This is a genomic window from Pseudomonas sp. 1D4 (genome assembly GCF_001728925.1).
Classification (GTDB): Bacteria; Pseudomonadota; Gammaproteobacteria; order Pseudomonadales; family Pseudomonadaceae; genus Metapseudomonas; species Metapseudomonas otitidis.
Genome location: NZ_LXJQ01000028.1, coordinates 14,264 through 36,683, shown reverse-complemented (window position 1 = coordinate 36,683; position 22,420 = coordinate 14,264). Strand labels below are relative to the sequence as shown.

Sequence of the window (22,420 nt, the reverse complement as noted above, 5' to 3'; positions counted from 1 at the left end):
ATGTCCTTGTCTGTGCGCAGGGTGGATGGGAAAGGCGTCATCCACCCTGGGGTTCGTTCCTCAGCGGCCGAGGTACACCTCGATCACCTGTTCGTTGGCCTGGACCTGGGCGAGGGAGCCTTCGGCCAGGACGTGGCCCTGGTGGAGCACGGTGACGTGGTCGGCGATGGTGCCGACGAAGCCCATGTCGTGCTCCACCACCATCAGCGAGTGCTTGCGCGCGAGGCCCTTGAACAGTTCGGCAGTGAACTCGGTCTCGGCGTCGGTCATGCCCGCCACCGGTTCGTCGAGCAGCAGCAGTTGCGGGTCCTGCATCAGCAGCATGCCGATCTCCAGGAACTGCTTCTGGCCGTGGGAGAGCAGGCCGGCAGGGCGCTGGCGCGCGCTGTCCAGGCGGATGGTGGCGAGCACCTCGTCGATGCGGTCCTGCTGCTCGCCAGTGAGGCGGGCGCGCAGGCTGGCCCACACCGACTTGTCGGTCTTCTGCGCCAGCTCCAGGTTCTCGAACACGCTGAGCGCCTCGAACACCGTGGGCTTCTGGAACTTGCGGCCGATGCCGGCCTGGGCGATCTCGACTTCGCTCATGCGGGTGAGGTCGAGGGTTTCGCCGAACCAGGCCTGGCCGGTGTCAGGGCGGGTCTTGCCGGTGATGACGTCCATCAGCGTGGTCTTGCCCGCGCCGTTGGGGCCGATGATGCAGCGCAGCTCGCCGACGCCGATGTACAGGTTGAGGTCGTTGAGCGCCTTGAAGCCGTCGAAGCTGACGCTGATGTCCTCCAGCGTGAGGATGGTGCCGTGGCGGGTGTTCAGCCCCTGCCCGGCGGCCTGGCCGAGGCCCAGGGCATCGCGACCGCTGCCGGCGTCGCGGTTGGGGTCGTAGGCGGGTTCGAGCATGAAGTTCGGGGTGGCACGCATCACTTGCCCTCCTTCTTCAGCAGGCCGATCACGCCCTTGGGCAGGTACAGGGTGACGAGGATGAACAGCGCGCCGAGGAAGAACAGCCAGTATTCCGGGAAGGCCACGGTGAACCAGCTCTTCATGCCGTTGACCAGCCCGGCGCCCAGCAGCGGGCCGATGAGCGAGCCGCGCCCGCCGAGGGCGACCCAGACGGCGGCCTCGATGGAGTTGGTGGGGGACATTTCGCTGGGGTTGATGATGCCCACCTGGGGCACGTACAGCGCGCCGGCCAGGCCACAGAGCACGGCCGACAGCACCCAGATGAACAGCTTGTAGCCGCGCGGGTCGTAGCCGCAGAACATCAGCCGGTTCTCGGCGTCGCGCAGGGCGGTGAGCACCCGACCGAACTTGCTCTTCGACAGGCGCCAGCCGAGCACCAGGGCGCTCACCAGCAGCGCCACCGTGGCCAGGAACAGCACGGCGCGGGTGCCCGGCGCGGTGATGTCGAAGCCGAGGATGCGCTTGAAGTCGGTGAAGCCGTTGTTGCCGCCGAAGCCGGTCTCGTTGCGGAAGAACAGCAGCATGCCGGCGAAGGTCAGGGCCTGGGTCATGATCGAGAAGTACACGCCCTTGATCCGCGAGCGGAAGGCGAAGAAGCCGAACACCAGGGCCAGCAGGCCGGGGGCGAGCACCACCAGGCACAGGGCCCAGAGGAAGCTGGAGGTGCCGGCCCAGTACCAGGGCAGTTCGTTCCAGGCGAGGAAACTCATGAAGGCCGGCAGGCCGTCACCGGCGCTCTGGCGCATCAGGTACATGCCCATGGCGTAGCCGCCCAGGGCGAAGAACAGCCCATGGCCCAGGGACAGCAGCCCGGCATAGCCCCAGACCAGGTCCAGGGCCAGGGCGACGATGGCGTAGCAGAGGATCTTGCCCACCAGGGTCAGGGTGTAGGCCGAGACCTGCAGCGGGCTGTCGGCCGGCAGCAGGTGCAGCAGCGGCAGGGCGATCAGCACGGCGAGCACCAGGGCGCCGACGCCGAGGGTGACTTTCGGGCCGGCCTTCTGCGCGGCGGTGAGGGTCAGGGGCTGGTTCATCAGTCGATCACCCGTCCTTTGAGTGCGAAGAGCCCTTGGGGCCGCTTCTGGATGAAGAGAATGATCAGCGCGAGGATCAGGATCTTGCCCAGTACGGCGCCGATCTGTGGTTCGAGGATCTTGTTCGCCACCCCCAGGCCGAAGGCGGCCATGACGCTGCCGGCCAATTGGCCAACGCCGCCGAGCACCACCACCAGGAAGGAATCGATGATGTAGCCCTGGCCGAGGTCGGGGCCGACGTTGCCGACCTGCGACAGGGCCACGCCGCCGAGCCCGGCGATGCCGGAGCCGAGGCCGAAGGCGAGCATGTCCACGCGGCCGGTGGGCACGCCGCAGCAGGCGGCCATGTTGCGGTTCTGGGTGACGGCGCGGACGTTGAGGCCCAGGCGCGTGCGGTTGAGCAGCAGCCAGGTCAGCGCCACCACGAACAGGGCGAAGCCGATGATGACGATGCGGTTGTACGGCAGCACCAGGTTGGGCAGCACCTGGATGCCACCGGAGAGCCAGGCCGGGTTGGCCACTTCGACGTTCTGCGCGCCGAACACCACGCGCACCAACTGGATCAGCATCAGGCTGATGCCCCAGGTGGCCAGCAGGGTTTCCAGCGGGCGGCCGTAGAGGTGGCGGATCACCGTGCGCTCCAGGGCCATGCCGATGGTGGCGGTGACGCAGAAGGCCACCGGCAGCGCCACCAGCGGGTAGAGGGCGAGCAGGTCGGGGGCCAGGCGCTGGAAGGCGAGCTGCACCATGTAGGTGGTGTAGGCACCGAGCATGAGCATTTCGCCGTGGGCCATGTTGATCACCCCGAGCAGGCCGAAGGTGATGGCCAGGCCCAGGGCGGCCAGCAACAGGATGGAGCCCAGGGACAGGCCGCTGAAGGCTTGGCCGAGCACTTCGCCCAGGGCCAGCCGACGCTTGACCTGGGCCAGGCTGGTTTCGGCGGCGGTGCGCACGGCAGCGTCGGTTTCCACGGCCGGGTCGAGCAGCGCTTCGAGGCGGGTGCGGGCCAGCGGGTCGCCGGTCTCGCCCAGCAGGCGCACGGCGTTCAGGCGCACCCCTGGGTCGGGGTCGACCAGTCGCAGGTTGGCCAGGGCCAGGGACAGGGCGTCGCGCACGGCGCCGTCCGCTTCGGCCACCACGCGGGCATTGAGCAGGGCGAGCTGCGCGGGCTTGGCGCTCTTTTGCAGTTCGCGGGCGCCGGCCAGGCGCAGGGTCGGGTCGCTGGCGAGCAACTGGTGGCTGGCCTGGGTGGTGATCAACAGGCCGCGCAGGCGGTTGTTCAGGCGCAGTTTCTTCGGCGTGGCGGCGGGGGCGGTGTCGCCCTCGGCGGCCTGCCAGGTGCCGTCCTGTTCGAAGTAGGCCAGCTTGGCGTCGATGGCGAAGCGATTCTGTTGCAGGGCATCGAGCAGCGGTTGGCGCGCGGCGTCGGGCTCGGCGGCCCAACGCTCCAGCAGCCGGGCCTGCTGGCTCGGATTGGCGGCAGCGAAGTCGTTGGCGTCACCGGCCCGGGCCGCCAGGGGCAGCAACAGGGCCAGGGACAGGAAGATTCGGAGAAGGCAGTTGGGCATGGAGAGGGAGGCTCCGTATCGGCGGGGGAGGCCGAAAGCCGGAAGCCCGAAGCGGGAAGTGGCGCGCGTGGACGTCCAGCTTCCGGCTTCAGGCCGCCAGCTTTTGGGTTAGTTCTTCACCGCGTAGTCCGGCTTCTTGTCGTTACCGGAGATGAAGGGGCTCCACGGCTGGGCGCGCAGCGGGCCTTCGGTCTGCCAGACCACGGAGAACTGGCCGTCGTCCTGGACCTCGCCGATCATCACCGGCTTGTGCAGGTGGTGGTTGGTCTTGTCCATGGTCAGGGTGTAGCCGGAGGGGGCGGCGAAGGTCTGGCCGGCCATGGCTTCGCGGACCTTGTCGACGTCGGTGGTGCCGGCCTTCTCGACCGCCTGGGCCCACATGTGGAGGCCGACGTAGGTGGCTTCCATCGGGTCGTTGGTCACGGCGGTGCTGTAGTTGGGCAGGTTCTTGGCCTTGGCGTAGGCCTTCCACTGCTCGACGAATTTGCTGTTGACCGGGTTATCCACCGATTCGAAGTAGTTCCAGGCGGCCAGTTGGCCCACCAGCGGCCTGGTGTCGATGCCGCGCAGTTCTTCCTCGCCCACGGAGAAGGCCACCACCGGGATGTCGGTCGCCTCGATGCCCTGGTTGGCCAGCTCCTTGTAGAAGGGCACGTTGGAGTCGCCGTTGACGGTGGAGATCACCGCGGTCTTGCCGCCGGCGGAGAACTTCTTGATGTTGGCGACGATGGTCTGGTAATCGCTGTGGCCGAAGGGGGTGTAGACCTCTTCGATGTCCTTGTCGGCCACGCCCTTGCTGTGCAGGAAGGCGCGCAGGATCTTGTTGGTGGTACGCGGGTAGACGTAGTCGGTGCCCAGCAGGAAGAAGCGCTTGGCGCTGCCACCGTCTTCGCTCATCAGGTATTCCACCGCCGGGATGGCCTGCTGGTTCGGTGCGGCGCCGGTGTAGAAGACGTTGGGCGAGAGTTCCTCACCCTCGTACTGCACGGGGTAGAAGAGCAGGCCGTTGAGCTCCTCGAACACCGGCAGCACGGACTTGCGCGACACCGAGGTCCAGCAGCCGAAGACCACGTCCACCTTGTCCTTGGTCAGCAACTGGCGGGCCTTCTCGGCGAACAGCGGCCAGTTGGACGCGGGGTCGACCACCACCGGTTCGAGTTTCTTGCCGTTGATGCCGCCCTTGGCGTTGATCTCGTCGATGGTCATCAGCGCCATGTCCTTGAGCGAGGTCTCGGAGATGGCCATGGTGCCGGACAGCGAATGCAGGATGCCGACCTTGATGGTCTCGGCGGCCTGGATCGTCCAGGACAGGCCCATGGCGGCGATGGACGCGGAAAGGGTGAAGGCCTTGATCAGGCTGCGACGTTGCATGTGGCGATCTCCATTCTTTCGAGTATGTGAGTCACTGCGTTTATCGGTCTGTTGTCTGGGCAGTTTTCAACGGGTCCTGCTCGTCACCCTTGGGCGGGCTGCGGCCGTTGCCGAGCGCTGTGCAACATGTGCAGGGTGATCTTGCGTACTTCAGCCTTGCTGACCTCGATGTGGCTCTTCAGCAAGTGCTGTGCCTCTTCGCAGCGGCGCGACAGGATCGCGCCGAGGATGCGTGCGTGCTCTTCGTAGGTGATCTCCACGCGGGGGCTCTGGGTGAAGTCCAGGCGGCGGATGATCCGGATCTTTTCGCTGACTTCCGCGTGCAGCCTTGCCATCTCGCGGTTGCCGGCAGCCTGCAGCAGCAGGCAGTGGAAGGCCTCGTCGAGCTGCGAAACGGCGCGGCCGTCCTGCAGCCGCTCCTGCGGCAGCACCATCCAGGTGCGCTGGAGCTGTGCGAGGGCCTCGGGCAGCTCGCCCTGGGGGCGGCCGCTGAGGCGGCGCACCGCTTCCAGCTCCAGCAGGATGCGCACTTCGTAGAGCTCCTCGAAGTGGGTGAAGTCGAAGGGCCGGACCTGCCAGCCGCTGCGGAAATACACCTCCAGGTAGCCTTCGCGCTCCAGGCGGTACAGCGCCTGGCGCACGGGCGTGCGGCTGACCGCCATGCGTGTGGCGATTTCGCCTTCGGAGAAGCGGTCGCCGGGCAACAGGCGGAACTCGAAGATGTCGTCCTTGAGCTGGGCGTAGATGCGTTCGGCGAGATTCTCCGGGCGCTCCTTGCCGCGTTTGTCCGGGTCGACCAGTTGCATCTCAGGCGGCCTCGCTGGGGTCGAGCAGCAGCAGGGCGTCGCCCGGGGTCACCGCCTTGCCCGGCTGGCAGCGCACGGCCTTGACCCGCCCGGCCACCGGTGCGGTGACCGCCAGCTCCATCTTCATCGCCTCCACCACCAGCAGCGGGGTTCCCGCCTCGACGTGCTGGCCGGGCTCGACCAGCACCTTCCAGACACTGCCGCACATGTCGGCGCTGACCAGGTGGCCGTCGAGGTCGGCCTCGTCGTCCTGGGGGGCGGCCAGCGGCTTGGCGGCTGCCGGGTCGTCGTCGCGCCAGAGCTGCACCTCGGCGTCGAAGGCGGCCTTCTGGCGCGCCTGGAAGGCCTGGATGTCCTCGGCGTTGGCGGCGAGGAAGCGGTTGTATTCGGCGAAGTCGAACAGGCCGTGCTCGATGCGGATCTCGGCGCGACCTTCGCGGAAGGCCTCGCGGAAGGTGTCCAGCTCGGCCTCGCTCACCGGGTAGAAGCGCACCTGGTCGAAGACGTGCAGCAGCCAGGGCTGGCCATGCTCGAACTGGGCGTTCTTCACGTACTTGTTCCAGATCGGCAGGGTGCGGCCCACCAGTTGGTAGCCGCCGGGGGAGTCCATGCCGTAGATGCACATGTACAGGCCGCCGATGCCCACGGTGCCCTCGGCGGTGTAGGTGCGTGCCGGGTTGTACTTGGAGCTAAGCAGGCGGTGGCGCGGGTCCAGCGGCACGGCGCAGGGGGCGTCGAGGTAGACGTCGCCCAGGCCGAGGATCAGGTAGCTGGCGTCGAAGAGGATGTCGCGCACCGCCTCGCGGCTGTCCAGGCCGTTGATGCGCTGCAGGAAGTCGACGTTGTTCGGCAGCCAGGGCGCTTCGGCGCGCACGGTTTCCCGGTAGCGCTCGACGGCGCCGAGGGTGGCGCTGTCCTCGAAGGCCATGGGCAGGTGGATGATGCGGGTCGGCACCTGGAGCCCGGCCACATCGCCCAGGCGCTGTTCCAGGCGCAGGAGGTGCTGCAGCAGCGTCTGCTGGTGCAGCACGCGGCTGTCATAGCGCAACTGCAGGGAGCGCACGCCGGGGGCCAGTTCTTCCAGGCCAGCCAGGGGTTCGGCCTTGAGGGCCTCCATCAGCAGGTGCACGCGCAGGCGCAGGGCGAGATCGAGGACGTTGTCGCCGTACTCCAGCAGCAGGTAGGCATCACCGGCCTGGCGGTACACCACCCGTGGCCGCGTGCCTTCGGCAGGCAGTTCGGCGAGCACGGTGGCCGAGACGGTAGCGCCCGGCTGCAGGCTGGGCGCCGGCAGGGGCATGGCGCTGATGGCGGCCAGCGCTTCGAGGCTGCCCAGTTGCGCCTGCTCCAGGCTCTGGGCCTGCTGGAAGCCGATGGGGTGGAAGCGCAGCCTGTCGCCGGGCTTCACCTGGCCGACCTTCCACAGTTCGGCCTTGGCGATGGTCACCGGGCAGACGAAGCCGCCGAGGCTCGGGCCGTCCTTGGTGAGGATCACCGGGAAGTCGCCGGTGAAGTTGATTGCGCCGATGGCGTATTCGCAGTCGTGCACGTTGGAAGGGTGCAGGCCGGCTTCGCCGCCGTCGGCACGGGTCCAGCTCGGCTTGGGGCCGGACAGGCGCACGCCGAGGCGGTTGGAGTTGTAGTGCACCTCCCATTCGGCGGCGAAGAACGCCTCGATGGCCTCGGCGGTGAAGAAGTCCGGGGCGCCGTGGGGGCCGTAGAGCACACCGATGTCCCAGGTGCTGCCGTAGCGGGGGATGAGGCTCGGGTCGGCGGCCTGGGGTGGCGCCACCGGGGCCGGGGTGGTGCAGGCCGGCAGGGCGGGCTGGGAGATGGCCAGCATGTCCGCCGGGCGCAGGGTGCGGCCGGCGTGGCCGCCGAACTGGCCGAGGGCGAAGGTGGAGCGGCTGCCCAGGTAGAGCGGCACGTCCAGGCCGTTGCGCACCGCGAGGTAGGTGCGGCAGCCGTGGGTGGCGCGGCCGAGCTTGAGCACCTGGCCGGCCTTGATGGCGAGCGGTTGCCAGTAGTCCACGGGCTCGCCGTCCAGCTCGGCCGGGCAGTCGGCGCCGGTCAGGGCGATCAGCGCATCGCAGTGGAAGCGCAGCGTCGGTCCCTGCAGGGTGAACTCCAGGCCGGCGGCGCTGGCGTGGTTGCCGACGATGCGATTGGCCAGGCGGAAGGCGAAGTCGTCCATCGGGCCGGAGGGCGGCACGCCGATGTCCCAGTAGCCGAGGCGGCCGGGGTAGTCCTGCACGCTGGAGTAGGTGCCGGGCTCCAGCACTTCGATGGCGCTGGGGCGGAAGGCGAAGTCGTCGAGCAGGCGGGTGGAAACCTGGCCGCTGGCCAGGCGCGGGTCGGCCACCACCTGGCGCAGGTAGTCGAGGTTGCTGGCGATGCCATGCAGGCGGGTTTCGCCGAGGGCCTTGCGCAGCTTGCCCAGGGCTTCGTCGCGGTCACGGCCGTGGACGATCAGCTTGGCGATCATCGGGTCGTAGAAGGCCGAGACCTCGCTGCCGGTGCTGACCCAGCCGTCGAGGCGGACGTCGTCGGGGAAATGCACGTCGGTGAGCACGCCGGGGCTGGGCATGAAGTTCTTCAGCGGGTCTTCGGCGTAGATCCGCACCTCCATCGCGGCGCCTTGTGGCGCGCGTTGCAGGGTGGGCCAGTCGAGTGCGTCGCCGGCGGCCACGCGGAGCATGCATTCGATCAGGTCGAGGCCGGTGACCATCTCGGTGACCGGGTGTTCCACCTGCAGGCGGGTGTTCACTTCGAGGAAGTAGAAGGCGTCGCGCGCGGCGTCGTAGATGAATTCCACGGTGCCGGCGCTGCGGTAGCCCACCGAGGCGCCCAGCTCGATGGCGGCGGCGTGCAGGCGCTCGCGGGTGGCCTGGGGCAGGTTGGGGGCGGGGGTTTCCTCCAGCAACTTCTGGTTGCGCCGCTGCAGCGAGCAATCGCGTTCGCCCAGGGCGACCACGCGGCCCTGGCCGTCACCGAAGATCTGCACTTCGACATGGCGGGCCTGGTCGACGAAGCGTTCGAGGAAGACCCCGGCATCACTGAAGAACTGCTCGCCCATGCGCTTGACGCTTTCATAGGCATCGCGCAGTGCCTGGGCGTCGGCGCAGCGGGTGAGGCCGATGCCGCCACCGCCGGCGGTGGTCTTGAGCATCACCGGGTAGCCGATGTGCTCGGCGGCGGCCAGGGCGTCGTCCAGGCTCGGCAGCAGGCCGGTGCCGGGGGCCATGGGTACACCGGCGGCAGCGGCCAGTTCGCGGGCGCGGTGCTTGAGGCCGAATTCGCGGATCTGCCCGGGGGTGGGGCCGACGAAGGCGATGCCGGCGGCTTCGCAGGCCTCGGCGAACTCCGCGCTTTCGGAGAGGAAGCCGTAGCCGGGGTAGATGGCCTGGGCGCCGCTTTGCGCGGCGGCGGCGAGGATCTTGTCGATGCGCAGGTAACTGTCGGACGGCTTGTCGCCACCCAGGGCGATGGCCAGGTCGGCCTCATGGACGTGCTGGGCGTTGCGGTCGGCGTCGGCATACACGGCGACGCTCTTCACGCCCAGGCGCTTGAGGGTGCGAATGGCGCGGACGGCGATCTCGCCGCGGTTGGCGATCAGTACGGTGCTGAACATGACGGTCTCTCCCTAGTGTTTGTCGGTTGGCTGGCTGGCGATGAAGGCGCGCCAGCCGCCGAAGGCGGTGATGTCGCGGGCGCCTTCCAGAGCGTAGGGCTCGCAGATGAACCCCTTCACCCAGCGGCCGTCTTCCAGTTGCAGGTTGCCGATGCCCAGCGGTGGCGGGATCTCCGCGACGAACTCGCCGAAGCGCGCCAGGGGGATGTCCCAGAGCTCGACGATCAGGGGCGCGCCACCCTGGCTGCGGACCAGGCCCGGCTTGGGTGGCACGGTGCCGGGCAGGGCGAACAGGCGGTAGTCGGCCGTGGTGCGGGTCTGTTCCACCCGCACGGCGTCGCGGCTGGTGAGCTGGGTGTTGAGGGGCATGCCGGTGAGGTGCGCGCCCACCACTGCGACGCGGACGCAGCCAGGGGCCTGGGTCGGTGCTGCCTGGGGCGGCAGGGCGCGGCCGGTGGCGCCCAGGGGCAGGCCGAGGGCCGCTTGCCAGCGCTTGCCGAAGTCGGCCAGGGCGCTGTCGTGCCAGGCCGGGGCGAGCAGGGTGATGCCCGCCGGCAGGCCGTCGGCGCGCAGGCCCGCGGGCAGGGCCAGGGCGCTGAGGTCGGCGAAGTTGGTGAAGTTGGTATAGGTGCCGAACTGGGCGTTGAACCGCACCGGCTCCTCGGCCATCTCGGTGATGCGGCGGAGGGTGGGCGCGGTGGGCACCACCAGGGCGTCGAAGGGCGCGAGGGCGTCGTTGATGCGCCGTGCCAGTTCGGCGCGCAGGTACTCGGCGCGGTAGGCGTCGCAGGCGCTGTAGCCCAGGCCCTGGTCGAGGATGCTGCGCACCACCGGGTCCATGGCCTCGGGCTGGTCGCTGAGGATGGCGCCGGCGGCGACGGTGCGTTCGGCCACCCAGGGGCCCTGGTAGAGCTGTTCGGCCAGTTGGCGGAAGGGGCTGAAGTCGATCGGGGTGATCGTGCTGCCGAGGGCGCGCAGGCGCTCCAAGGCCGCGTCGAACACGGCACGGTTCTGTGCGTCGCCGAAGAACTCCAGGCTGTCCGGCACCGCCAGCTTGGGTGCGGCGGGCATGCCCACCGGGGCGCTATGGGGGTTCTGCCGCGAGTAGGGGTCGCGGGCGTCGTAGCCGCCGGCGATGTGCGCCACGGTCTCGGCGTCGGCCACGGTCAGGGCGAACACGGAGATGCAGTCGATGCTGCGGCACGCCGGCACCAGGCCGGTGTTGGGCAGGCGGCCCTTGGTGGGCTTCAGCCCGACGATGTTGTTGAAGCCGGCGGGTACCCGGCCGGAGCCGGCGGTGTCCGTGCCCAGGGCGAAAGGCACCAGGCCACGGGCGACTACGCTGGCTGAGCCGGAGCTGGAGCCGCCGCTGACATAGGCGGGGTCGAAGGTGTTGGCTACTGCGCCGTAGGGCGAGCGGGTACCCACGAGGCCGGTGGCGAACTGGTCGAGGTTGGTCTTGCCGATGAGGATGGCGCCGGCTGCACGCAGGCGCTGGACCACGGTGGCGTCCTCGGTTGCCGGGTAGGCGAAGGCCGGGCAGGCGGCCGTGGTGGTCCAGCCGGCGGCGTCGATGTTGTCCTTGATGGCGAAGGGCACGCCGTACAGCGGCAGGTGCTCCCGGTCGCCGTCGACGGAGGCCAGCAGGGCGCTGAGTTCGGTGAGCTGGGCGTCCAGTTGTTCGGCGCTGGCGAGGCTGATCCAGGCGTTGTCTTCCCCGGTGAGGTGCCGGCGCAGGGTATGCAGCAGGTCGGCGGGTTGCAGCAGGTCGCGGTAGGCCTGTTGCCAGTCGGCCAGGGTGAAGGCGATGGGGGCGTCGGACATGTTCTGGGGTTCCATCTTGTATCCAAGTTGGAATTCCCTAGAGCAAGGGCGGTGCCAGGTCCGCCAAAGGCCCGTGGCTGCTGGCGTCCGGGGCTTTCAGCGGGGGCGCGGTGCGTGCGGTGGCGCACTGCGCTGGGGCGCGGCGGGCCGCTCCGGCAATGGGGTGGTGCACGCCGGGCTGCGGCTGTCACGCATTGCAGGACGGGTCGACCCCGCCCTGCGGATGGCCTGGTGGTGGCCGGTGCGCGGTCAGGGCACCAGGTAGTTCTTCACCCCGGTGAAGATGATCTGGGCGGCGAGGGCGCAGACGAACAGGCCCATCAGGCGGCTGACGATCTGCAGGCCCTGCTCGCCGAGGATGCGTTCGATGCGGTTGGAGAGGTAGAGCACCACGCCGACGGTGACACTGGCGAGGGCGATGGCGGCGAGGGCGGTGAACTTGTCGTTCCAGTGCACGTGGCCGGCGCCCATCACCAGCATGGCGCCGATGGTGCCGGGGCCGACGGTGAGGGGGATGGTCAGCGGCACGATGGTGACGTCCTGCTGGACGTTGTCGGCCTGCACCGCCGGCTTGCCCTGGGCCATGCCGAGGGCGGAGATGAACAGCACGGCGCCGGCGCCGATGCGGAAGGCGTCGATGGTGATGCCGAAGACGTTGAAGATGCTCTGGCCGAACAGGTAGAGCAGGGCGCTGGCCACCAGGGTGCCGAGGGCGACCTTCCAGGCGAGCTTCTTGCGCTCCTTCACCGTGTAGCCCCGGGTGAGGCCGATGAAGCAGGAGAGGACGAAGAAGGGGCTGTAGAGCACCAGCATCTTCAGGTACAGGCTGAACATCGTGGAGAGCATCGGACGGGCTCGCGAGGCAACGGTGGTGTGACTGTAGGAGGCGCCGGGGGCCATACCCGTTGATCCGGGTCGCCCTGGCGAGGGGCAATCATACGCCGGCACGCCGCCGGATGTGGGGTGCGCGTCGTGTCAGCGCGGTGTGGGTACCGGGCGTGGCGCGGGGCAGAAGCAGGGTGGGCGTAGGGTGGGCTTCAGCCCACCGCTCTCCCGGAGCCAGGCACATCGGCATGCCAGGCCCGACCCCGCCTGGTGGATGAAAAGAGCGTCATCCACCCTGCGCAGCGGTCATGTCCGCGCGCGGGCGTGAGGCCTTCGCAGGGGCGACTTCAGTCGCCAAGCGGTGCGCAGCGCCGCCGAGCGAATTCATTCGTGATCGGAATCCCGGGCTACGGGAGCCTCAGGAATGCAGGGCGCTTCCCGGTTCGCGCAGGCGGCGCATTTCCTTTTCGGCGACCCAGTGCTCGATGAGTTCGCGCAACTGTGACAGTTCCACCGGCTTGGCCATGTGGCCATCCATGCCGGCCTGGCGCGCGCGCTCCTTGTGCTCGTTGAGGATGTGCGCGGTGAGGGCGACCACCGGGGTGCGCGGGCGCTGGGCGTCGCGCTCCCAGTCACGGAGCATCTCGGTGGCGGAGAAGCCGTCGAGCACCGGCATCTCGCAGTCCATCAGCACCAGGTCGTACTGGCGCTCCTTCATGGCGCTGAGGGCCTCCTCGCCATTGCTGGCGGTGTCCGGCTGCAGGTTGAGCTTGCTCAGCATGCCGCGGATGACCTTGGTGGAGATGCTGTTGTCCTCGGCAACGAGGATGCGGAAGTCACCGGGGACGTTGAGCGGCGAGCTGACCTGGGAGCCGGGGAGGGTGGCGGCGCCGCCGGCGGCGCGCTGGACCAGCTCGTCTGCCAGGGTGGTCTTGAGGGTGTAGCCGGCCACCGGCTTGGCGAGGATGCGCTTGATGCCGGCGTTGCGGGCGATGATCTTGCTCGGCGCGTTGCTGATGCCGGTAAGCATGATGATCAGGATGTCGTGGTTGAGGCTCGGGTCTTCCTTGATCTTGGCGGCCAGTTGCATGCCGGTCATGCCGGGCATGTCCTGGTCCAGCAGCACCACGTCGAAGTATTCGCGCAGGTGGGCCTTGGTGCGCAGCAGGGCCAGGGCCTCCTTGCCGGAGGGCACGGCGCTGACCTGCAGGCCCCAGGCGCTGCATTGCTGCACGAGCACCTTGCGGCAGGTGTCGTTGTCGTCCACCACCAGCAGGCGCGCGCCCTGCAGCGGGCCGTCGAGGTCGGAGGCGGGCTGCTCCAGGCGTTCGCTGTCCAGGGGCAGGGTCAGCCACAGGGTGCTGCCCTGGTTGCCGCCGCTCTGGATGCCGAAGTCACCGTGCATCAGGCGCACCAACTGGCGGGCGATGATCAGGCCAAGGCGGCCACTGAGCTTGGTGGCGGAGAGGAAGTCCTTGCTGTGCAGTTCGGCGTTGAGCAGGGCGTCGCGCTCGCCGGCTTCCAGGGGACGGCCGCTGTCCTGCACGGCGATGCGCAGGCGTGGCTCGGCGCCGCTGGTGTCCAGGGCCACCACCAGCAGGATTTCGCCTTCGTCGGTCTGCTTGAAGGCGTTGTCCAGCAGGCTCAGCAGCACCTGGCGCAGGCGCGTCGGGTCGCCGCCCACCACGCGCGGCACCTGGGGCTGCATGAAGCTGATGAGTTCGACCTTCTGCTGCTCGGCCTTGGCGCGGAAGATGTCCAGGCAGTCGTCGATCAGGGCGTTGAGGTCGAACTGCACGTCGTCCAGTTCGATCTGCCCGGATTCCAGCTTGGAGATGTCGAGGATCTCGTTGATCAGGGTGAGCAGCTCGTTGCCGGAGCTGTGGATGGTCTGCACGTAGTCACGCTGCTTGGCCGACAGCGGGGTGCCCAGCAGCAGCTCGGTCATGCCCAGCACGCCGTTCATGGGGGTGCGGATCTCGTGGCTGATCTTGGCCAGGAACTCGCCCTTGGCCTTGAGTTCGGCGGAGCTGGCGGCCAGTTCGCGGCTGACCACGAAGTCGTCCAGGAGGATGCGCCGCTGGCGCTCGCTCATGGCCATGCTCATCAGCACGCCACTGACGCTGGTGATGCTGAGCAGGCCGAAGGCCAGCCACTCCGACCGCACGGCCCAGTAGCCGAACAGCGCTGGCAGCGAACCGAGGAAGGCCACGCAGAACACCAGCAGCGCCAGGGTGAACAGGCGCGCCGGACGGTAGCCGGCCCGCCAGTGGTGCACGGCGACGCCGAAGATGCTGAGCCCGGTGACGGCGCCCATGCCGTAGACCAGTTGGTTGAACTGCAGGTCGGTGGCCACCAGCAGGAGCAGACCGGTGATGCCGATCACCACGGCTTCGCTGATCAACAGGCCGTTGAGCGGGGTGTCGGGGCAGACGCGGCGGAAGAAGCCGCCAGCGAAGACCAGGGCGCAGACCATGGCAGCCAGCATGGAGAGGTTGGCCAACTGCGACTGGGCGCCGGGCCAGAAGTCCAGCCAGGGGCTGCTGATGCCCAGCAGCGTCAGCGCGGTGGCGATGATGCAGAGCTGGGTGGCGGCCAGCCACAGGCTGCAGCCGGCACGGGTGTAGGCGAAGCGCAGGACGTTGTGCAGCACCAGCATCACCAGGCTGCCCAGCAGCAGGCCGAAGAGCAGCGGGCGGCTGTCGTCGGCGGCCATCAGCGCGGCGCTCTGCAGGCTGATGGTGGGGCGCAGGGCGTGCTCGGAGGAGAGCCGCAGGTAGAGGTCCAGGGGCTCGCTGCGCTGGGGCAGCGGCAGCAGGAAGTCACGGCTGGGTAGCGGCCGCTCGGCGTAGGGCAGGCGGCTGCCGGTGCGGATGTGGTCGATCACCTCGCCGCCCCGTACCACGTACAGGTCGAGGTAGGAGAGGTAGGGGGCGAAGACCCGCAGCAGCCGTTCGTGCTGGCCGGCCGGCAGCGGATAGTGCAGCCAGAGGGCACTTTCGCCGCCGGGGGTGTAGAGGCGGTCGAGGTCGACGGGGGTGAACTGGGCGATGGATTGCTGGGCGCGGACGTCGTCCAGCTGGAGGCTGGCGGCGGGGTCGAGCAGGGCGCTCCAGCGCGGCGCCTCTGCGGCGTGCAGGGGATGCAGGCACAGCAGGGTCAGCAGCAGGCTGACGCAAAGTCCTATGGCATTCCTGAGCCGGCGCACGGCGAGGTCCCTTCATGAATGAGTGGCCGGATTATAGCCAAGGCCCAGCCGGCGGAATATGACAAAGGCGGCCACTTGGGCCGCCTTTGCGAGGTTTTACCGGAACTTTACCTACCTTCAGCCTTCGCCGCGTTCGCGGGCGATGGCGCGGTAGCCGATGTCCTTGCGGTAGAAGCAGCCGTTCCAGCGGATCTTCTCCGCCAGGCGGTAGGCCTGCTGCTGGGCGTCGGACACGCTGGCACCGATGGCGGTGGCGCAGAGCACGCGGCCGCCGGCGGTGACCACCTGGCCGTCCTTGAGGGCGGTGCCGGCGTGGAACACCTTGCCATCGAGGGCGGCGGCGTCGGCCAGGCCTTCGATGACGTCACCCTTGGCGTAGTCGCCCGGGTAGCCGCCGGCGGCGAGGACCACGCCCACGGTGGGGCGCGGGTCCCAGGTGGCTTCCACCTTGTCCAGGGCCTTGGCCAGGGCGGCCTCGACCAGCAGGACAAGGGAGCTTTCCAGGCGCACCATGATGGGCTGGGTTTCCGGGTCGCCGAAGCGGCAGTTGAACTCGATGACCTTGGGCGCGCCGCTCTTGTCGATCATCAGGCCGGCGTAGAGGAAGCCGGTGTAGACGTTGCCTTCCTCGGCCATGCCGCGGACGGTGGGGTAGATCACCTCGTCCATCACGCGCTGGTGCACGGCGGGGGTGACCACCGGGGCGGGGGAGTAGGCACCCATGCCGCCGGTGTTGGGGCCGGTGTCGGCGTCGCCGACGCGCTTGTGGTCCTGGCTGGTGGCCATGGGCAGCACGTTCTGGCCGTCGACCATGACGATGAAGCTGGCTTCCTCGCCGTCGAGGAACTCTTCGATCACCACGCGGGCACCGGCGTCGCCGAAGGCGTTGCCGGAGAGCATGTCACGCACGGCGTCCTCGGCTTCGGCCAGGGTCATGGCGACGATCACGCCCTTGCCGGCGGCCAGGCCGTCGGCCTTGACCACGATGGGGGCACCCTTCTCGCGCAGGTAGGCCAGGGCCGGCTCGACTTCGGTGAAGTTCTGGTAGTCGGCGGTGGGGATCTTGTGGCGGGCGAGGAAATCCTTGGTGAAGGCCTTGGAACCTTCCAGCTGGGCGGCGCCGGCGGTGGGGCCGAAGATGGCCAGGCCACGGGCGCGGAACAGATCGACCACGCCTTTCACCAGCGGGGCCTCGGGGCCGACGATGGTCAGCTGCACGTTGGCAGCGGCGAAGTCGGCCAGTTGCTCGATGGCCAGCACGTCGATGGCGACGTTCTCGCACTTGGCTTCGGTGGCGGTGCCGGCGTTGCCCGGGGCGACGAAGACCTTGGCGACGCGCGGGTCCTGGGCCACTTTCCAGGCCAGGGCGTGTTCACGACCGCCGCTGCCGATGATCAATACGTTCATTGCGTTTTCCTCGAGGAGGCGGGCCAGGGGCCCCGATGGTGGATGAGAAGAGCGTCATCCACCCTACAAAAGCTTATTCCTGCAGACCTTCGGTGCGTCCCTGTCACTCAGTGCCGGAAGTGGCGCATGCCGGTGAACACCATCGCAATGCCGGCCTCGTCGGCGGCAGCGATGACTTCGTTGTCACGCATGGAGCCACCCGGCTGGATCACGGCGGTGATGCCGGCCTTGGCGGCGTTGTCGATGCCGTCGCGGAAGGGGAAGAAGGCGTCGGAGGCCATGACCGCGCCCTTGACCTCGAGGCCGGCATGCTCGGCCTTGATGGCGGCGATGCGGGCGGAGTTGACGCGGCTCATCTGGCCGGCGCCGACGCCGACGGTCTGGCGGTTCCTGGCGTAGACGATGGCGTTGGACTTGACGAACTTGGCCACTTTCCAGGCGAAGATCAGGTCGTGGATCTCCTGCTCGCTCGGGGCGCGCTGGGTGACGATCTTCAGGTCGCTTGCCGCGATCATGCCGATGTCGCGGCTCTGCACCAGCAGGCCGCCGTTGACGCGCTTGAAGTCCCAGCCCGGGGCACGCTCGGCCGGCCACTCGCCGCATTCCAGCAGGCGCACGTTGGCCTTGGCGGCCACCACGTCACGGGCGGCGGCGGAGATTTTCGGGGCGATGATCACTTCGACGAACTGGCGCTCGACGATGGCCTTGGCGGTTTCGCCATCCAGCTCGCGGTTGAAGGCGATGATGCCGCCGAAGGCGGATTCGGTGTCGGTGGCGTAGGCCAGGTCGTAGGCCTTGCGGATGCCGCCTTCGTCTTCCGGTACCACGGCGACGCCGCAGGGGTTGGCGTGCTTGACGATGACGCAGGCCGGCTTGACGAAGCTCTTCACGCATTCCAGGGCGGCGTCGGTGTCGGCCACGTTGTTGAAGGACAGTTCCTTGCCCTGCAACTGGACGGCGGTGGAGACGCTGGCTTCGCCCTTCTTCGCTTCCACGTAGAACGCCGCGCTCTGGTGCGGGTTCTCGCCGTAGCGCATTTCCTGGGCCTTGACGAACTGGCTGTTGAAGGTGCGCGGGAAGGCGCCACGGCCTTCGGTGGAGAGGGTGTCACGGGCCTGGTCGATGGTGCCCAGGTAGTTGGCGATCATGCCGTCGTAGGCGCTGGTGTGCTCGAAGGCCTTGAGGGCCAGGTCGAAGCGCTGGGCGTAGGTCAGGCCGCCGGCCTTGAGGGACTCGACGATGCCGGCGTAGTCGCTGGCGTTGACCACGATGGCGACGTCCTTGTGGTTCTTCGCGGCGCTGCGGACCATGGTCGGGCCGCCGATGTCGATGTTCTCGATGGCGGTGGGCAGGTCGCAGTCAGCCTTGGCGACGGTGGCCTCGAAGGGGTAGAGGTTGACCGCTACCAGGTCGATCGGCTTGATGCCGTGCTGCTCCATGACCGCGCCGTCCAGGTTGCGACGACCGAGGATGCCGCCGTGGATCTTCGGGTGCAGGGTCTTCACGCGGCCGTCCATCATTTCCGGGAAGCCGGTGTAGTCGGCGACTTCCACGGCGGCGACACCGTTGTCCTTGAGCAGCTTGTAGGTGCCGCCGGTGGAGAGGATCTCCACGCCCAGGGCAGCCAGTTCACGGGCGAACTCGAGGATGCCGGTCTTGTCGGAAACGCTGATCAGGGCGCGGCGAACGGGGAGGCGGGTGGTCTGGTCGGTCATGTCGATGTCCATCGGAGCAGGGGAATCAGTAAAAAAGGGCGGCCTTTGATGTTCTCGGGGGCCGCCCTTTCTTTATCGAATACGTGCTTACAGGAGGTCGTACTGCTTGAGCTTCTTGCGCAGCGTGCCCCGGTTGAGGCCGAGCATTTCGGAGGCCTTGGTCTGGTTGCCCTTGACGTAGTTCATCACGGTTTCCAGCAGCGGGGCCTCCACTTCGGAGAGCACCAGGTTGTAGACGTCCGTGACCGTCGCGCCCTCCAGATGGGCGAAGTAGTTGTGCAGTGCCTTCTCGACGCTGCCGCGCAGGGTCTGGCCCTCGGCGGTCGGTGTGGTCAGGTGCTGTTTCAGGTTGGCGTTGTCGCTCACGGGTGTTGCCCCATCAAAAAAATTCTCGGTCATCGTCGTCATGCGGCCTTATCCCCTTCGTTGTGACGCTCGGCGAAAAATTGCCGAACGCTGGCGCACTGCGCGTCCGTGGACTCCAAACGATTGAACTGGGCGCGAAATTCCCTGGCGCCCGGCAGGGTTGCGAGATACCAGCCGACATGCTTGCGGGCGATGCGTACGCCCATCACTTCGCCGTAGAAGGCGTGCAGTGCGGCCAGGTGCTCCAGCAGGATCTGTTCCACCTCTTCCAGCCCCGGTACCGCCAGCAGTTCGCCGGTGGCCAGGTAATGCGTGATCTCGCGGAAGATCCAGGGTCGCCCCTGGGCCGCTCGACCGATCAGCAGGGCATCGGCACCGGTGGCGTCGAGGACCTGTCTGGCTTTCTGTGGCGAGTCGATGTCGCCGTTGGCAAAGACCGGGATCGACACCGACTGTTTGATCGCAGCGATGGTGTCGTACTCGGCTTCGCCGGTGTACAGGTCGGCCCGGGTGCGACCGTGAACGGCCAGCGCCTGGATACCCGACTCTTCGGCGATCCTCGCCACGGCCATGCCGTTCCTGTTGTCGCGGTCCCAGCCGGTACGGATCTTCAGCGTGACCGGGACATCGACGGCTTTCACCACCGCCTCGAGGATGCGTGCCACCAGGGCTTCATCCTTCATCAGCGCGGAACCGGCCGCCTTGTTGCAGACCTTCTTCGCCGGACAGCCCATGTTGATGTCGATGATCTGCGCACCGAGTGCCACATTGGCCCTGGCCGCCTCGGCCAGCATCTCCGGGTCGCCGCCGGCAATCTGCACCGAACGGGGCTCCGGGTCACCCTCGTGTAGCAGGCGCAACCGGGACTTGCGGCTGTTCCACAGGCGCACGTCGCTGGTGACCATTTCGGAGACTACCAAGCCGGCGCCCAGGCGACGGCAAAGCAGACGAAACGGACGATCGGTCACGCCCGCCATGGGAGCGAGTATCACCTGGTTGGGTAGTGCGTATGGGCCGATGCGTACCGCCGACATGGGTCTTCCCTGCCTGTGGGGGCCGGATCTGGGTCTTCGAAAAAGGGTGGGCATCATACCCGCTCTCGATGACCGGATAAAGGTCGTTTTGAACAAATTCTGAACAGTGCCGAGCTTATCGCCAGGGGTTCTGGCCAGGCCCCGGAGCGGCGTCCGATGGGCCTGTCGGGCTATTCCGGGGAATGGAAGCTTAGGCTGTAATTGACCGCTTTGGCACCGGGATCAAGGATGTCCAGCGAGATGTGGATCGGCGTCTGCGGCGGCATCTCGGTCTGCCCGGCCAGCTCTCCGCCGAGGTACTCCCCGGGCTTGAAGCGACGGCTGGCGAGCAGTTGCCCGTTGATGTCGGCAAAGCGCAGTTCCAGCAGCGGGAAGGGCTGGGAGAAGGCCGCGCGGTTGTAGATGATCGCGTCCACCACCAGGGCGCCGGCGAAGTCCGGATGGCTGCGTACCACCAGGTTGCTGCTCTTGATCAGGTTGACGTCGACCTTGGAGGGCAGGCGGCAGCCGATCTCGGGGCAGAGCTGTTCGAACCAGGGGCGGTATTGGTCGGTGCGGGCCAGTTCGTCGAAGTGGTACCAGACGTACTGGAGGCCCAGGGCGAGGCCGCCGATCAGGTTCAGCAGGCCCCAGCCGATCCAACGGCCCCAGGGTGTGCGCGGGGCCTGCCATTCCAGTTGCAGGGGTTCGTCGTCCAGGTCCAGCAGGCCCTTGTCGCGCAGGCTCGGTTCGTTGCGCGGGGCGCTGCGGGGCACGGCAGGCTCGGCCGGTGCGTCGTCCAGCGGCTCGTCGTGGTTGTTCTCGCTCCGTTCCCGGGGGGCCGTGCGGCCGGGTGCAGGGAGATCCGGCTCGTCATCGGGCTCGGCAACGCGGGCCGAGCCGATGTTCGGCAGCGGGTCGTCTTCGTCCTCGACGGCGGCCAGGTTCAGCGCGGGTTCGCGGCGTTCCGGCTCGGCCGGGCGCGGCGGCGGCACCGGTGCCTGGGGGGCGGAGGCGGTGGGGCGTTGCTCGGCGTGCAGCAGGGCCTCGGCCCAGCCTTCGTCGTAGCGTTGTTCGGGGTCGTCACGCTGGCCCAGCAGTTGTTCGCCTGGCTTGGGGGCGGCCTGCAGGGCCATGAATTCGCGGGAGAGCTTGAGTTCTTCCTGCTCCAGCTTGGCCAGTTCCTCGTCGAGGTCGAGGCTGTCCAGGTCCAGGTCGTCGTGGATCCACAGGGTGTTCTTGTCGCCGCTCTTGCCGCTGGGAGCCGGCGTTGCGGCAGCCTGGGGCTTGAGCACGGTGGCGACGCTGGGCACGCTCGGAGCCGGAGCCGGAGCCGGAGCCGGAGCCGGAGCCGGAGCCGGAGCCGGAGCCGGAGCCGGAGCCGGAGCCCGGGGCGCGGGTGGCGTCGGGCTCGGGGCTGCCTGGCGAGCGGGTTGTGGTGCCGCAGCCGGGGCGGTCGTCGTCGAGGCGGTGGCCTCTTTTGCCGCCAGGCTCCCCAGCAGTTGCTTGGCCGCGTTGAACACGTGCAGGCACGCGCCGCAGCGCACCGCGCCATGGGCCGCCGCCAGCTGGGCGCGGGTCACGCGGAAGCTGGTCTGGCAATGGGGGCACTGGGTGACGAAGCTATCGGTCATGCGGCGGTCCGGGCAAAACGACGCGCTAGTCTACCAACTCGCCACGTTACTGGCGCATTCCTGCTGTGCATCCTTTGCGGGCCTCAGCGACGAACGCCGCTGATGCGCACCCAGCCGTCCTTCTCGGCGGTCGGGTCCAGCTCGAAGGCATCGGCATAGGCCGCGCGGACCTCCTCGGCCTGCTCGGCGAGGATGCCCGAGAGCGCCAGTCGGCCGCCGGCCTTGACCAGTGCGGTGATCTGCGGCGCCAGGGACACCAGCGGGCCGGCGAGGATGTTGGCAACTACCACGTCGGCCGGCTGTTGCGGCATGTCGGCGGGCAGGTAGACGGGGAACAGGGCCGGGTCGATGCCGTTGCGCGAGGCGTTGTCGCGGGATGCCTCCAAGGCTTGCGGGTCGATATCGGTGCCCACCGCCTGGCGCGCGCCCAGCAGCAGACCGGCGATGGCGAGGATGCCGGAGCCGCAGCCGAAGTCGATCAGGTCGCAGCCGCCCAGCTCCTGGCCGTCGAGCCACTCCAGGCATAACGCGGTGGTCGGGTGGGTACCGGTGCCGAAGGCCAGGCCCGGGTCCAGCAGCAGGTTCACCGCGTCCGGTTCGGGGGCGTCGTGCCAGCTCGGGACGATCCACAGGCGGCGGCCGAAGCGCATGGGCTGGAAGTTGTCCATCCAGCTGCGTTCCCAGTCCTGATCTTCGATGCGCTCGATCTGGTGCTGCGGCAGGGCGCCGCCGGTCAGCAGTTCGAGGTGCGCCACCAGCGCCGTCTCGTCGGTGTCGGCCTCGAACAGGGCCAGCAGGTGGGTGTGGGACCAGAGCGGGGTGGTGCCGAGGTCGGGCTCGAAGATGGGCTGGTCTTCGGCATCCATGAAGGTCACCGAGACGGCGCCGACTTCCAGCAGGGCGTCTTCATAGGTTTCCGCCTGATCCGGGGTGATGGCGAGACGGACTTGTAACCAGGGCATGGCGAAACCTCGATGCGGCGTGAAAAGGGCCTCTCATGGGCACCTCTGAAAACGTGGGCGAGGCGGTCAGCGCAAGGCAAAAACAGGCGAAAGAGCGCA

General features: G+C 68.3%; 15 protein-coding genes. All 15 read right to left on the bottom strand.

Annotated elements, in window-relative coordinates:
• Positions 1-60 precede the first annotated feature (60 nt).
• The 15 genes from urtD to prmA all read right to left on the bottom strand — a co-directional run bounded on the left by urtD (position 61) and on the right by prmA (position 22,321).
• Positions 61-915, bottom strand: coding sequence for an urea ABC transporter ATP-binding protein UrtD (urtD, locus tag A7D27_RS15500; RefSeq protein ID WP_069565387.1), 855 nt, complete (start codon positions 913-915; stop codon positions 61-63).
• Positions 915-1,991 carry an urea ABC transporter permease subunit UrtC gene (gene urtC, locus A7D27_RS15495; RefSeq protein WP_069565386.1) on the bottom strand — a complete coding sequence of 359 codons (1,077 nt, stop codon included), beginning with the start codon at positions 1,989-1,991 and terminating at the stop codon, positions 915-917. The genes urtD and urtC overlap by 1 nt, the downstream gene beginning before the upstream one ends.
• A complete protein-coding gene (urtB, locus tag A7D27_RS15490; protein WP_069565385.1) occupies positions 1,991-3,559 on the bottom strand; it encodes an urea ABC transporter permease subunit UrtB in 1,569 nt (522 codons plus the stop codon). Before urtB ends, urtC begins: the two co-directional genes overlap by 1 nt.
• 108 nt (positions 3,560-3,667) lie before the next feature.
• The gene (urtA, locus tag A7D27_RS15485) at positions 3,668-4,930 is read right to left on the bottom strand and encodes an urea ABC transporter substrate-binding protein (protein ID WP_069562456.1); all 1,263 of its coding nucleotides are present in this window, start codon (positions 4,928-4,930) and stop codon (positions 3,668-3,670) included.
• Positions 4,931-5,013: 83 nt separating this feature from the next.
• Complete coding sequence (locus A7D27_RS15480; protein WP_069565384.1) at positions 5,014-5,736, bottom strand: GntR family transcriptional regulator; 723 nt, start codon at positions 5,734-5,736, stop codon at positions 5,014-5,016.
• Between the two features lies 1 nt (position 5,737).
• Positions 5,738-9,367 (bottom strand): urea carboxylase, encoded by a 3,630-nt coding sequence (gene uca, locus A7D27_RS15475; protein ID WP_069565383.1) that lies wholly within the window; start codon positions 9,365-9,367, stop codon positions 5,738-5,740.
• A 12-nt stretch (positions 9,368-9,379) separates the two neighbouring features.
• Positions 9,380-11,191 (bottom strand): allophanate hydrolase, encoded by a 1,812-nt coding sequence (gene atzF / locus A7D27_RS15470; protein WP_256557175.1) that lies wholly within the window; start codon positions 11,189-11,191, stop codon positions 9,380-9,382.
• Positions 11,192-11,440: 249 nt separating this feature from the next.
• Positions 11,441-12,037, bottom strand: a complete 597-nt coding sequence (locus A7D27_RS15465; protein ID WP_069562482.1) for a MarC family protein — start codon at positions 12,035-12,037, stop codon at positions 11,441-11,443.
• 397 nt (positions 12,038-12,434) lie between these two features.
• Positions 12,435-15,224, bottom strand: coding sequence for a hybrid sensor histidine kinase/response regulator (locus A7D27_RS15460; RefSeq protein ID WP_069565381.1), 2,790 nt, complete (start codon positions 15,222-15,224; stop codon positions 12,435-12,437).
• 117 nt (positions 15,225-15,341) lie between these two features.
• Entirely contained in the window at positions 15,342-16,631 is a 1,290-nt protein-coding gene (purD, locus tag A7D27_RS15455; RefSeq protein ID WP_069565380.1) for a phosphoribosylamine--glycine ligase, read from the bottom strand.
• 107 nt (positions 16,632-16,738) lie between these two features.
• The gene (gene purH, locus A7D27_RS15450; RefSeq protein WP_069565397.1) at positions 16,739-18,346 is read right to left on the bottom strand and encodes a bifunctional phosphoribosylaminoimidazolecarboxamide formyltransferase/IMP cyclohydrolase; all 1,608 of its coding nucleotides are present in this window, start codon (positions 18,344-18,346) and stop codon (positions 16,739-16,741) included.
• Positions 18,347-18,433: 87 nt separating this feature from the next.
• Complete coding sequence (gene fis, locus A7D27_RS15445; protein ID WP_044411145.1) at positions 18,434-18,754, bottom strand: DNA-binding transcriptional regulator Fis; 321 nt, start codon at positions 18,752-18,754, stop codon at positions 18,434-18,436.
• Positions 18,751-19,746: a tRNA dihydrouridine synthase DusB gene (gene dusB, locus A7D27_RS15440; protein WP_069562450.1), complete on the bottom strand. Its 996-nt coding sequence runs from the start codon at positions 19,744-19,746 to the stop codon at positions 18,751-18,753. The genes fis and dusB overlap by 4 nt, the downstream gene beginning before the upstream one ends.
• Positions 19,747-19,916: 170 nt before the next feature.
• Complete coding sequence (locus A7D27_RS15435) at positions 19,917-21,359, bottom strand: DUF3426 domain-containing protein (protein WP_069565379.1); 1,443 nt, start codon at positions 21,357-21,359, stop codon at positions 19,917-19,919.
• 83 nt (positions 21,360-21,442) lie between these two features.
• Positions 21,443-22,321, bottom strand: coding sequence for a 50S ribosomal protein L11 methyltransferase (prmA, locus tag A7D27_RS15430; RefSeq protein ID WP_044411150.1), 879 nt, complete (start codon positions 22,319-22,321; stop codon positions 21,443-21,445).
• Positions 22,322-22,420: the final 99 nt, after the last annotated feature.